Origin of the sequence: Flavobacterium akiainvivens (assembly GCF_001278115.1) — a bacterium.
In the GTDB taxonomy this organism is placed as follows: Bacteria; Bacteroidota; Bacteroidia; order Flavobacteriales; family Flavobacteriaceae; genus Flavobacterium; species Flavobacterium akiainvivens.
On the sequence record NZ_LIYD01000005.1, the window covers coordinates 1,208,507 to 1,221,073 of the forward strand.

Here is a 12,567-nt window from a genome sequence, read left to right on the forward strand (position 1 = left end):
ACCGTGAATTAAACCCAACCTTTGATATAAATTATAATTAATGATAATGAACCTACATTAGTATATCGCCTGATTTAAATACTATTATTTAAGTTGAATTTTAAATATCAGATTAAAAAATTATATATCAAATAGTTATAGAACTATTGTCTTTACAATTAATGATGAGGATTTACAGAAATAGAAAATGCCCCCAAGTTATGTCAGACTTTTTGAGGGCAATTCATAAAAAATATAGTATTGTATTTACACCTTACCGTTCTTGATTTCCTCAACAATTTCAGGGTTAAGCAGCGTGCTTGTATCGCCAAAGTTGCTAAAGTCGCCCTCGGCAATTTTGCGCAGTATACGCCTCATAATTTTACCCGAGCGCGTTTTAGGCAACCCTGACACAAACTGAATTTTATCGAGCTTGGCAATAGGGCCAATATGGCTGGAAATGTGTTCGTTTATTTCTTTTACAAGGTTGTCCTGGTTACGCCATGCACCGGCTTCTTTAAGTATGATAAACCCGTAAAGCGCATTGCCCTTAACATCGTGCGGGAAGCCCACAATGGCTGATTCTGCCACCGATGGGTGCTCATTAATGGCATCTTCAATAGGCGCTGTGCCCAAGTTGTGGCCACTTACAATAACCACATCGTCTACACGGCCTGTTATCCTGTAATATCCCACTTCATCCCTTAAAGCACCATCTCCTGTAAAATACTTGCCGGGATAAGCCGAAAAATATGTTTCCTTAAACCTTTGGTGGTCGCCCCAAATGGTGCGCGCCATACCCGGCCACGGAAATTTTATGCACAGGCTACCCACCACCTGGTTGCCTTCAATCTCATTGCGCAGCTCATCCATAAGCACCGGCTGTATGCCCGGTAATGGCAGGGTGGCATAAGTAGGCTTGGTAGGGGTTACAAAAGGCAATGGCGATATCATGATACCACCTGTTTCGGTTTGCCACCAGGTATCAACTATAGGCGATTTCTTTTTGCCTACGTGGTCGTTATACCAGTGCCATGCCTCTTCGTTAATAGGTTCGCCTACCGAACCTATTACTTTTAATGATGTAAGGTCGTGCTTATCTACCCATTTCCAGTCTTCTTTAGCCAGTGAGCGTATGGCTGTAGGAGCAGTATAGAACTGTGTAACCTTATGCTTGTCAATCACTTCCCAAAAACGCCCAAAATCAGGATACGATGGTATTCCTTCAAAAATAACCGTAGTAGCGCCGTTTAGCAGCGGGCCGTACAGTATATAGGAGTGCCCGGTAATCCAACCTATATCGGCCGTACACCAATACACATCATTTTCTTCATAAGCAAATATGTTTTTAAAGGTATAAGCCGTATATACCATGTATCCTGCTGTAGTGTGCAGCATACCTTTAGGCTTACCGGTAGAACCTGAAGTATACAGAATAAACAACGGGTCTTCGGCATCCATAATCTCTGCCACGTTATTAGCAACAGCCTCATCAAGAAGTGGTTGAAGCCACTGGTCGCGTCCTTCCTGCATTTTTATATCAGCATTGGTGCGCTTGGCAACAAGTACTTTTTCTACCGTTGGGCAGGTTTTAAGTGCCTCATCTACAATACCTTTAAGGTCTATGGTTTTATTGCCGCGGTATCCGCCGTCTGAAGTTATTACCATTTTACAGCCGCAATCAATTATCCTTGCCGCTACTGCAGATGCCGAAAAGCCTGCGAAAACCACCGAGTGTATGGCGCCTATCCTTGCACAGGCCAGTACCACAACGGCAAGTTCGGGTATCATAGGAAGGTAAATACATACCCTGTCGCCTTTCTTAATACCTTGTTCTCTAAGCACATTAGCCATTTTAGACACACGCTCATAAAGCTGCGTGTAGGTTATGTGCTGGGCTTCTTCATCAGGGTTATTAGGCTCAAAAATAATGGCTGTTTTGTTTCCCCTTTTTGCCAGGTGACGGTCTATGCAGTTCTTTACAATGTTAACCTTGGCACCACTAAACCATTTAAAATCGGCTTCCTGCATATCAAATTCAAGTACCTTATCCCACTGCTGGTACCAGGTAAAATTTTCATCGGCAATCTTGTCCCAAAATTTGCGTGGCTCGCGTATTGATTTATTGTAGTGCTTAAAGTATTCTTCAAAGTTTTTAACCTGGTAATAGCTCATTGTCAGTTTGTTTTGTTTGTTATAGAATTGTAAATATAACAAGCTTTACCATCATAATACTATATATTTATGCTAAAATACTATATACTATTCTGCAAGCAGGCCGTTAACCTGCTCTACCAGTTTTTTAAGCGAGAAAGGCTTGGTAATGTAAAGGTTAGCACCAAGTGAAAGGCCTTTTTCAATATCGTTTTCCTTGTTTTTAGCCGACAGGAAAATAACTTTACACCCGTTTAACCTTTCATCCTGCTTAACAGCCTCAATAGTAGCAAAACCATCTACCATAGGCATCATAACATCAAGCATAATAAGGTCGGGTATTTTATTTTGCAACAGGTCTAAAGCCTCCTGCCCATCGCGTGCAATAAACACCTCATAGCCATTTTTCCTGAATGTATATTCAAGCGACATTACAATGTTGGGTTCATCGTCTACAATTAATATCTTTTTCATTCTTTTTCATTTTGCTGCTTAGGCAATGTAAATATAATACTTGCGCCGCCTTCAGCCCTGTTTTCAGCCCAAATTTTACCTTTGTGGTATTCTACAATCTGCCGGGTAATGGCCAGTCCGAGCCCACTGCCTACAGGTTTTTTAATATTCTGGTTGGTAGACTGGTAAAACTTGTCAAATATATTCTCTATATCTTCGGGCTTTATGCCCCTGCCGTTATCACTTATTGTGGCTGTAATAACTTCAGTATCATTTTCTAATGAAATACTTATCCTGCCCTCTGTTTCCGGGCAAAATTTAATGGCGTTAGAAATCAGGTTGGTAATAACCTGTATCAGGCGGTCTTCGTCATACTCTGCCTCTGCCCTGCTGTTGTCATCAAAAATTACTGTAATGTTTTTGTTCCGGATGAGCTGCTGCAAAGGCACGAGTGCTTTAACTATAGTATTGGTAAGGTTGTACAGGCCAATGTTTATCTTTTGCTTGCCGGTTTCAAATTTTTCAAGATCGAGAATCTTGTCAATCAAACGGTTAAGCCTGTCTGACTCTGATATAATATTTTGAAGGAACTGCCGCCTCATATCATCCGGAATATCATCGTCGTCATACAGTATTTCCCCGGCAGCCTTAATCGCGGTTATGGGTGTGCGCAGCTCGTGCGTAACGGTATCCAGAAACTCATCTTTCTGGCGGTCTTTCCACACCAGCTTTTCATTGGCCATTTGCAGCTGGTTTGTGGCGGCCTTAAGCTCTCTTGAGGTCTCGGTAAGTTTTTTGTTTATGCTAATATTCTCCTGCGATTCTTCCAGTATGCGCAGTACTTCGGGCAGGGTAATCTTTTCTTCCTTAACCACACTCGATATCAGTATCTTAGCCGATGCCGTACCTATATGCCCGGTAAGCAGGTTTTCGGCAAACTTAATAAGGCGGGCGTCGGCCAGTTCCTGGTCGTTTTCCACCCCATATTTCTGATTAAAAAGCTTGAGTGCCCTGCCCGTTCGCTCTTCTCCCAAAAAGCGTTTCAGTACCTTTACAATATCTGATGTATAAGCCGTTCCTTTCCATATAAAGGCATTTTCATGCATGGTGATGTACTTGTCTACATCTATAAACATTTCGGCATAATTGCGTTCGCGGTAGTTACCCTTAAAACTAACCGAAACCGCCATATAGGTAAATACATTGGCCAGCATACTCCAAAAAAAGGCGTGTGCAATGGGGCTAAGGTAATCAAGCCCAAATAGTGCGAACGGCTTTAAAAAGGCTATACCAAAAAGGCCCTTGGTTACAAACTGGTCGTTAGGGTTTGCTGCACCGGTTACATAGGGTATAAGCATGGTGTAGGTACACACGGTAAAACCAATAATAATACCCCATATAGCACCTAACCTTGATGCCCGCCTCCAGAACAGTGCCCCAAAAAACGACGGCGCCAGCTGCGATATAATTACAAATGCCACAAGCCCTATAGATACCAAACCGTAGTCTAACGCTACCATACGGTAAATAAAGTAAGATATGATAATAAGGCTGAAAATGCCCACCTTACGGATGTTTACAATACGCTTGGTGTTATCCTGCGGGTTGCCCGAACGCAACGTACCCAAAATCCGTAGGGTATTATTATGTTGTTACTCAGCATTGTAGAAAGACTGATTGACGCTACCACAATCATGGATATAGCTGCCGAGAATCCTCCTAAAAACACCAGTACGGTTATGGTAGTATTGTCAAAAAACTGGGGTATAAGCAGCGAATAGGTATCAGGATTGGCAGTTGTGTCTTCAAAAAGTATATTGCCGCCCCACGCTATAGGAAACACAAATATGTTGATTAACAGCAGGTAAAGCGGAAAAAGCCATAGCGCCACCTTTACATGGTTTTCGCGGTTGTTTTCTACCACCCCCATTTGAAACTGCCTGGGCAGCAGGAAAATAGCAAACAACGATGTCATGCATAAAAAGAACCAGTTTATGGCCTGGGGCAACCCGCCTATGGTATTCTTCTCTGCAAATCCTTCTAAAACAGATGCCTTGCTGTAAATATCATCAAACCCATCAAAAACAAAAAAGGTTACATACAGCCCTACCAGCACAAAAAAGAACAGTTTTAAAAGGCTTTCGAGCGCCACAGCCGTTACTATACCTTTCCTTTTCTCGGAAGCATCTACATAACGTGTGCCGTAATATGATGCAAAAAGCGCCAGGGCTATAGCCACATAGGTGGTGGTATCACTAAAAATATCTGAGTGTACAGAGGTACGCGTTACCACGTGAAAAGTTTCTGAAATAGCCTTAAGCTGTAGCGATATATAAGGTATTATTCCAAAAAGGCAGGTTAGTGTAACCAATGCGCCCAAAAAACGGCTGTTACCGTATCGGAGCGATATAAAATCGGCAATGCTGGATATTTTATTGATACGCGATATCCTGATTATTTTGCGCAGGATGATAATCCACGCCGGTATGCCTATAATGGGGCCAATGTAGGTAGGCAGGTAATTAAGCCCCGAAGTAGCCGCCACGCCTATACTGCCATAGTACGTCCATGCAGAGCAGTATACGGCTAACGAAAGCGTGTACACATAAGGGTTGTTTGTCCACCGCGAGTTATTTTTCTTCTCGGCCCAATGCGCCACATAAAACAGCAGTGCCAGGTACAGCGACAGGATTAGCAATAATACAGCACTACTCATAATATCTTTTTACTATTATAAGGCTCAACAATATACCAATAAGCCATACCGAAAACAGGTATACATAAATAACCGGTATGCCCCCAACAGCCTGCGAGCTGTCAAAAATAAGAAGCAGTGGCATATTAAACGCCATAAGCAGCAGTATTGCCAGTATGATAAGTTTTTGTTCGTGCCTTTTTTTCATGTAGATATAAATGCCATAGCCCCCTTGCAGGAGGCTATGGAAAAGTATGGAAAATAAATTAATTAAACATCATCATATTCGCCTTTAAGCGCGTAGAGGCCAAAAGTGCCCAGCCCAAGCACAATAAGTGGGGTAAGCACAAACAGTATGATTATGCCAAACACAAGGTCGTCCTGCTTGCCGGTTGAAAACTTAGGCAAACCAAACTCAATAATGCAAAAATATGCGGCAGCGGCGGCAAGGGCCAGCCATACAAGGCCAAGTATTCTTTTTAATGCTTTCATATTCAGGTAAATTAATCGTGGTCAATATTATTTTTTCTCTTAAGATACACCATGCCTATTACAAAGCTTATGGCGGCAATTATTATAGGATACCATAGCCCTTCAAGATAAAACTTAGTATCTCCGGCATTCTTGGCATTTGTAGCCAGGTAGGTTGATATTGCCGGGAGCAATCCACCAAAAATACCGTTACCCACGTGATACGGCAGCGACATAGATGTATAACGTATTTTTACAGGGAACATCTCTACAAGAAACGCTGCAATAGGGCCATATACCATGGTTACAAAAATCACCTGTATAAACACCAGGAATATCAGCATCCATTTGTCAGAGTCATTGATTTCAACAGTGGTTTTTACATCGGTTTTAGCCTTACCATCAACCATAACAGGCTGGCCTTTATCTAAATGTACGGTTTTTAGCTGTTTAAACTTAGTACCGTCGGTATATTCCTTCGAAATATCATAGATTGAATCACTTTTCCCTTCGCCCAGGTCTTTTACCGATTTGTTGATAACCGTTTTCTCTGTAATTTCTGTTTTGTGTGCTACATCGGTAGTGGTGTACATGGCATCATATATAGGCCTGTATAACAATATAGCGGCAAGCATGCCCAGCATCATAATGGTTTTCCTGCCTATTTTGTCGCTTAGCCAGCCAAACACCACAAAGAACGGCGTGCCAAACAACAGCGCAAGCCCCAACAGGCCATCTACCTGAGAAGAATCTACATTCATTACCGTTTTAAGGAAACTCATGGCATAAAACTGCCCCGTATACCACACAACACCCTGGCCCATAGCGGCTCCAAACAAGGCAAGAAGCACAAACTTAAGGTTGTATTTGTTGCCAAAACTCTCCTTTAGCGGGTTGGTAGTGGTTTTACCTTCGGCCTTAGCCTTAGCAAATACAGGCGATTCGTGCATGTTTTTCCTGATGATATACGACACGATAACCATTAGTATCGAAATCCAGAACGGCACCCTCCAACCCCACTCGTCAAAGGCTTCCTCACTTAGCGAACCCCTTGTAATAAGGATTACCATAAGCGAAATAAAAAGCCCGAATGTAGCGGTGGTTTGTATCCACGATGTCCAGTAGCCCCTTTCGCCTTTTGGTGCGTGTTCAGCTACATAGGTGGCGGCACCACCATATTCGCCACCTAATGCAAGCCCTTGTAAAAGCCTTAGTAACAGCACCAACAGCGGTGCCATAAAGCCTATAGTTTCATAACTGGGTATACAGCCTATTAAAAACGTAGCACCTCCCATAAGTAGCAGCGTAACCATAAAGGTGTACTTACGGCCTATTATATCTCCCAGGCGTCCAAAAAACAGCGCCCCGAAAGGCCTTACCACAAAACCTGCGGCAAAGGTTGCCAGCGTTGATAAAAACGCCGCCGTAGGGTTATCTGATGGGAAGAATTTAGTAGAGATAACCACGGCAAGGCTTCCGAAAATGTAGAAGTCGTACCACTCTATCAATGTTCCTAAGGATGAGGCTGTTATAACCTTCCAGATTCCTTTAGTTGATTTTTCACTCATAATGTTTTTAGCGTAAAGTGTTTGTTATAGATATACTTGTAGTTGAAGGATAAATTCGCCCTTGCTTGTTTTGGTGTCAGGCGCTGTATACACAGGCCTTGTAGAGTATTGGGTGGTAATTTTGGCATGGTGCCCATCTAAAAAGAAGTTGGCACCTATATCAAACTGGGTACTGGCTTTTTCAAGTGCCTCAAAGTTTTTGTAGGTAAAGGCCCCAAACGGCTGTATGCGCACCACAGGCTTTTCGTTAGCATTGGGCAGCAGCAAACCGGCCTGAGTGTACCATATATTGCCCGAACCTATAGTAGGCTGTGCGTTACCGGCACCCGCCATTGCAGGGCTTCCGGTAAAATCAGGGTTACCTACACCCACGTTCATAATACCCAGGTTTCTAAGGTAGTTAGGGCCAAAATCGTAGTTGTAAAATACGCTGTATGCGGTTACCGCCATCTTGTTTTCGGGCTTGCCAATAGGCATATCGGCAAAAACGTCTACCGAAAACAGGTTAATGTCGTGTTTTGCAACCTCTCCGTTAACCGAGGTTCGTGTACCATCGGGAGCTAAGTAAAAACCGGCACCTACGTTAAATACTTTCTTGGTGCCCAGATAGCTGCCCACTTTATACGGCAGCAGGTTAGATTCCTGGTCAAGAAACTGATATTCAAGATATCCGGCCTTGCTCCACTTGGTGTTTCCGTTGTTGTCTACAGCCACAGCAGCATCCGGAGATAGCGCATCTGCCGGGGTAATATTTGTTGCAAATGGCTTGTTATAGCTAAACCTGTACTCCAGCTTACCGTACTTACCCTTAGCGAAAATACCCATTTGGCGGGCAAACTGGTCAGAGTTTTCAATAAGCGGCCAGCTTAGTATGGGAGAGTCAATAGTCAGGAAATTAAGGGTTGATGCCATGGTAATGCGCGATAGCCCCATGTAGTAGTGCAGGCCACCTCCAAGGCTGAGGCTGAAGTTCTTAGCCTCTCCAGGCAACACCACAGCATATTCATTCCAGGCATCGTGAAAGAACATACCCGGCTTTTTACCGGCACCATAACCACCTGTACCCGTAGTACTTACAGCACCACCATTAGCAAAGGTCTGGTTATTGATACCAAAGTGGGTCAACACCATGTAGCGCTTAGATATCTGGGCATACAGCAGTACCCTGAGCCTGCGGTTGCCAATATCAGTACTGGTGGTGGCTTCTTCGCCGTTAATCATTGTACCGGGGTTCATCTCGCTGGATCTCAGCCATATCTGGTTCCAGGCAATAACCCGCATATACTTTGAACCGTCTTCGTTTAGGTTAAATTTTAACCCCGAACCGTATTCCGTAGAGCCTTGCGAAAAGCCCTTAAGCGATAGCAGTAAGATACCTGCCAGTAAGGAAATTCGTTTCATAGAGCATGGTTTGTTTTGATTGTCAGTGTTTTACAACAGCCAAATTCTTAAAACCAAACGAATAGAAAAAATAACAGTATATACAACTGTAAACCGGTATAGCTAATCTTTAAAACGCTCCCATTTTATTAGCATAAACTTATCGCCAAGCTCAGTAATAATCATGCCTGCGCCCTTTAGGTTATCTTTGTTCTTAAGGTGCTCTACCACCTCTGCATGGCTGTAAATTTTGTAAGTGGGGTGGTAGTCGCCGTGCGAGGGCTTCTTAACCTTAAACTCCTTTACCCAGTTGCTAACCGTAACGTGGCTAACCCCTAAAATACGCTCAATCTCCCTGTAGCTAAGGCCTTCAAGGTAAAGCTGCAATGCCTTGGTAACATAATAGTTATCAATCTTCTTTCCTATTTTGTTAACAGTAAAATAGTACCGGCACTTTTTGCACAGGTAGCGCTGCTTTTCGTTAACAATGCCACTCTTTACTATATGGTTATCGCCGCATTTTGGGCACGCTAAAATCTGCATATATATTATTTTTGCATAAATATAGTAAATTAGCAATTATATCTCCAAATAAATTATTTACTAAATAATTTTAATTAAATATTTTTCAATAATGTATTTTTTTAAAGCCAATTAACTAACAATTATTCTAAATCACGGCGTTTTACTCAAAAACCCACACCAATATCCCGATAAATATATCAATACGGCAATACACAATTAATAATCTTAATTTAGATAATTCCTGCGCTAATTTTTCACTTTTGGATTTCATTTTCACGGTGTGAAACGCCCTTTCATTTTACTGTCTGCACATTTTTTTACACCATATTTTTAGCTGCTCGCTAATTGGCATACATCAAAAAGCTAAAAAACCGGCTTGAGGAGGTCTGGCAAACCCATTTTACCCGCGGTAAACACCTCCAAATTTTCAATGTTACCGAAATGCAACGGTAAATTCACGATATATCGTGAATTTTTTTTTGGCACAAAAACATAAAACACTAAAAACAAACAACTTAACAAAAAGGCACTTTTTTGGCTTCATCAATTATAAATTTTAAAAAACCTATTAATTATGAAACCATCTCCAAACTTGCTGTCTCCGGACAACCACACCCTGGTACTAATCGATTTTGAAGGCCAGATGGCATTTGCCACCAAGAGCATCTCAACTAACGACCTGCGCATTAACACGGCCATTACTGCCGGGGCGTCAAAAATCTTTAACGTGCCTACTATTGTTACCACCGTTGCCGAAGAAAGCTTCTCAGGCCCTGTGTTCCCTGAAATCGAAGAATTTTACCCGCAGGCTACATCGGGCTACATAGACCGCACCTCCATGAACACCTGGGAAGACGAAGCTGCCTACAAAGCCATTGTGGCTACCGGCAAGAAAAAAATTGTACTTGCAGGCCTGTGGACCAGCGTATGTATTGTAGGCCCTGCCCTTTCGGCGCTGTCTGAAGGCTATGAGGTTTATGTCATTACCGATGCCTGTGGCGATGTAAGTACCGAAGCCCACGAGCGTGCCGTGCAGCGCATGGTTCACGAAGGTGTTAAGCCGGTAACTGCCGTACAGTACCTTTTAGAGCTGCAACGCGACTGGGCACGCCAGGAAACCTATGTGCCGGTAACCAACCTTATGAAAAAATATGGCGGCGCTTACGGCCTGGGCATACAGTATGCACACACATTGCTAAACCACCAGTAAATCAACCTTTTTGACCGTGAAAAAAATATTCATCATAGCCATCATTGCGTTTGCCTGCAACTGCCTGTATGCCCAAAGCTTCCGGCTGATGCGCTATGATGAAAATTACGGTTACCTGGCCGATTCTGCACGGTCTTTTTATGAAGGGGTAAAATACATACCGCTTTCGGCAAGCAAGGCCCTATATGCCTCAGCCGGTGGCGAGGCGCGCTATGAGTTTGTTGCTTTTAATAACGAAGACTGGGGCGCAAACAACGTGGGCCACAACAGCTTTGCACTGCAACGTTATGACCTGCATTTTGATGTACACCTGGGCAACAGGCTCCGGGTTTTTACCCAGTTCAGGAGTGCCCTGCAAGACGGCAGCAGCACCGGCTCAAGCCCGGTAGACGAAGACCACCTTAACCTGCAAAACCTGTTTGTAGACGGGGTTTTGTTTCATAAAGAAGACAAAAGCCTCACGCTCAGGCTGGGCAGGCAGGAAATAAACTATGGGTCGGGCCGCCTTATATCGGTTGGCGAAGGCCCTAACGCACGGCTGTACTTTACCGGCGGCAAGCTGTTTTATAAAAGCCCCCGTTTTATGGCCGATGCCTTTGTTATGATGGCCGATGCCATTAACCCCGGCACTTTTGATAACAAGCCTACCCGCAGCATTAACCTTTGGGGCAGCTATGCCACCATTATTATTCCCCGGCAGGGCAACCTTGATTTGTATTACCTGGGCATAAACCGCAGCAATGCACAGTTTGAAGAAGGCACCGCCCGCGAGGTGCGCCATACCCTGGGGTTCCGCTACTGGAAAAACGGCGGGGGTTTTATTTACAACCTCGAGGCCGCCTACCAGTTTGGCACCTTTGGCAGCGGCAGCATCAGCGCCTGGACCGCCTCGGCAGATGTGGGCTATTCTTTTGAAGATGCACCCCTAAGCCCCACCATCAACCTGCGCAACGACTACATTTCGGGCGACCGCAATGCAGGAGATAACAACCTGCAAACCTTTAACCCGCTTTACCCCCGCGGCGGCTACTTTGGCTTTAGCCCGCAGGTGGGGCCGGTTAACCTTATAGACCTGCACCCTTATGCCACCCTTAACCTGTTGCCGCAGTTGCAGTTTCAGGCAGATGTGGTGTTTAACATGCGCTATTCGCTTAACGATGGCCTGTACCGCCCCAGCGGCAATTTTAACCTGCCAGGCTCAGCATCACGACAGCGTTATATAGGCACCGCCTACCTTGCCAGCCTGTCTTACAGCGTTAACCGCTTTACATCGCTCAACACCGGTATACAGTATTTTAAAACCGGCGCTTTTATAAATAATGTCATCCCAAATGCTAAAGACGGCGTGTTTTTTAACATCCAGCTTGGCTTTATGTTCTAACCAAAAAACTATAAAATTATGAAACAACTACAACACCTTTTCCGCAGCCTGCTGCTTAGTACGCTGGTAGCATTCACGTTGCCCGCTGCATCATTGGCACAAACCGCTACTAAAACCACAGCCCTGGGCACCCACACCGTGTGGGGCACGGTAAACGGCATAGCCATAGAAGGCATGGTGCAGGGCCCTTCTGCACAAATCACACCCCTGCAGGTAGCCTGCGTGTTTGAATATACCGAGGGTGATATTTACAACGCCCCTGCCCTGCCTGCCGCACTAAACGGCATGGTACACCTTGACGAAGCCCTTAAAGGCCTGATTACAGATATCCGCAAAAGCGGCAAATTTGAAGGCCACGCTTATGAAACCCTGCTTATTACCCCACCCGCAGGCACCCTTGGCGGCAGGCAGCTGCTGCTTATAGGCCTGGGCAACCGCAACACTTTTAATGCAGAACTAATGGTGGGCATAGGTGCCATTGCCACCCGCGAGGCACTGCGCCTGGGCGTAGACAGCTATTCTTTTGCCAGCGATATTAAAGATGCGGGTATCGATTCGCCCACAGCGCTTGTGGCCGAAAATGTTACCAAAGGTGCCATTGAGGCATACCGTACTGACTTGTGGCTGAAGGATAAAGGCATGAGCAGCAGCAAGCCCCTTAACAAAATAACACTGCTGGCCGGGCCTGCCTTTTTTGAGGTAGCCGGGCAGGGCATACAACAAGCCATTACCAACCTTAAATAACTACCGC

12 protein-coding genes are annotated in these 12,567 nt (G+C 44.4%); 3 read left to right on the forward strand and 9 right to left on the reverse strand.

What is annotated here, in order from left to right; all coding sequences use genetic code 11:
• Positions 1-246 precede the first annotated feature (246 nt).
• The 9 genes from acs to AM279_RS05565 form a co-directional block, all read right to left on the reverse strand.
• The gene (gene acs / locus AM279_RS05530) at positions 247-2,154 is read right to left on the reverse strand and encodes an acetate--CoA ligase (protein WP_054406755.1); all 1,908 of its coding nucleotides are present in this window, start codon (positions 2,152-2,154) and stop codon (positions 247-249) included.
• 87 nt (positions 2,155-2,241) lie between these two features.
• A complete protein-coding gene (locus AM279_RS05535; RefSeq protein WP_054406756.1) occupies positions 2,242-2,607 on the reverse strand; it encodes a response regulator transcription factor in 366 nt (121 codons plus the stop codon).
• The gene (locus AM279_RS20870; protein ID WP_236688494.1) at positions 2,604-4,214 is read right to left on the reverse strand and encodes an ATP-binding protein; all 1,611 of its coding nucleotides are present in this window, start codon (positions 4,212-4,214) and stop codon (positions 2,604-2,606) included. The genes AM279_RS05535 and AM279_RS20870 overlap by 4 nt, the downstream gene beginning before the upstream one ends.
• Positions 4,163-5,302 carry an SLC5/6 family protein gene (locus tag AM279_RS20875; RefSeq protein WP_236688495.1) on the reverse strand — a complete coding sequence of 380 codons (1,140 nt, stop codon included), beginning with the start codon at positions 5,300-5,302 and terminating at the stop codon, positions 4,163-4,165. The genes AM279_RS20870 and AM279_RS20875 overlap by 52 nt, the downstream gene beginning before the upstream one ends.
• Positions 5,295-5,489 (reverse strand): hypothetical protein, encoded by a 195-nt coding sequence (locus AM279_RS05545; RefSeq protein WP_054406757.1) that lies wholly within the window; start codon positions 5,487-5,489, stop codon positions 5,295-5,297. The genes AM279_RS20875 and AM279_RS05545 overlap by 8 nt, the downstream gene beginning before the upstream one ends.
• A gap of 62 nt (positions 5,490-5,551) precedes the next feature.
• Entirely contained in the window at positions 5,552-5,773 is a 222-nt protein-coding gene (locus AM279_RS05550) for a DUF6814 family protein (RefSeq protein WP_054406758.1), read from the reverse strand.
• Positions 5,774-5,784: 11 nt separating this feature from the next.
• On the reverse strand, positions 5,785-7,320 hold the full coding sequence (locus AM279_RS05555; protein WP_054406759.1) for an MFS transporter: 1,536 nt from the start codon (positions 7,318-7,320) through the stop codon (positions 5,785-5,787).
• Positions 7,321-7,344: 24 nt separating this feature from the next.
• Positions 7,345-8,721 (reverse strand): hypothetical protein, encoded by a 1,377-nt coding sequence (locus AM279_RS05560; protein ID WP_054406760.1) that lies wholly within the window; start codon positions 8,719-8,721, stop codon positions 7,345-7,347.
• Positions 8,722-8,823: 102 nt separating this feature from the next.
• A complete protein-coding gene (locus AM279_RS05565) occupies positions 8,824-9,243 on the reverse strand; it encodes an IS1/IS1595 family N-terminal zinc-binding domain-containing protein (protein WP_054406761.1) in 420 nt (139 codons plus the stop codon).
• Positions 9,244-9,799: 556 nt separating this feature from the next.
• Between AM279_RS05565 and AM279_RS05570 the strand changes: the two genes are divergently transcribed.
• Genes AM279_RS05570 through AM279_RS05580 form a run of 3 tightly spaced genes read left to right on the forward strand, consistent with a single transcriptional unit; the run spans position 9,800 to position 12,560 of the window.
• Positions 9,800-10,435, forward strand: coding sequence for a hydrolase (locus AM279_RS05570; protein ID WP_054406762.1), 636 nt, complete (start codon positions 9,800-9,802; stop codon positions 10,433-10,435).
• 16 nt (positions 10,436-10,451) lie between these two features.
• Positions 10,452-11,816 carry an alginate export family protein gene (locus AM279_RS05575; RefSeq protein WP_236688496.1) on the forward strand — a complete coding sequence of 455 codons (1,365 nt, stop codon included), beginning with the start codon at positions 10,452-10,454 and terminating at the stop codon, positions 11,814-11,816.
• Between the two features lie 18 nt (positions 11,817-11,834).
• Entirely contained in the window at positions 11,835-12,560 is a 726-nt protein-coding gene (locus AM279_RS05580; protein ID WP_054406764.1) for a M17 family peptidase N-terminal domain-containing protein, read from the forward strand.
• Positions 12,561-12,567: the final 7 nt, after the last annotated feature.

What these genes read in the sequence shown, in the direction of transcription:
- acs (WP_054406755.1), bottom strand. Translation starts at nt 2,154, where the DNA reads ATGAGCTATTACCAGGTTAAAAACTTTGAAGAATACTTTAAGCACTAC.
- AM279_RS05535 (WP_054406756.1), bottom strand. Translation starts at nt 2,607, where the DNA reads ATGAAAAAGATATTAATTGTAGACGATGAACCCAACATTGTAATGTCG.
- AM279_RS20875 (WP_236688495.1), bottom strand. Translation starts at nt 5,302, where the DNA reads ATGAGTAGTGCTGTATTATTGCTAATCCTGTCGCTGTACCTGGCACTG.
- AM279_RS05545 (WP_054406757.1), bottom strand. Translation starts at nt 5,489, where the DNA reads ATGAAAAAAAGGCACGAACAAAAACTTATCATACTGGCAATACTGCTG.
- AM279_RS05550 (WP_054406758.1), bottom strand. Translation starts at nt 5,773, where the DNA reads ATGAAAGCATTAAAAAGAATACTTGGCCTTGTATGGCTGGCCCTTGCC.
- AM279_RS05555 (WP_054406759.1), bottom strand. Translation starts at nt 7,320, where the DNA reads ATGAGTGAAAAATCAACTAAAGGAATCTGGAAGGTTATAACAGCCTCA.
- AM279_RS05560 (WP_054406760.1), bottom strand. Translation starts at nt 8,721, where the DNA reads ATGAAACGAATTTCCTTACTGGCAGGTATCTTACTGCTATCGCTTAAG.
- AM279_RS05565 (WP_054406761.1), bottom strand. Translation starts at nt 9,243, where the DNA reads ATGCAGATTTTAGCGTGCCCAAAATGCGGCGATAACCATATAGTAAAG.
- AM279_RS05570 (WP_054406762.1), top strand. Translation starts at nt 9,800, where the DNA reads ATGAAACCATCTCCAAACTTGCTGTCTCCGGACAACCACACCCTGGTA.
- AM279_RS05580 (WP_054406764.1), top strand. Translation starts at nt 11,835, where the DNA reads ATGAAACAACTACAACACCTTTTCCGCAGCCTGCTGCTTAGTACGCTG.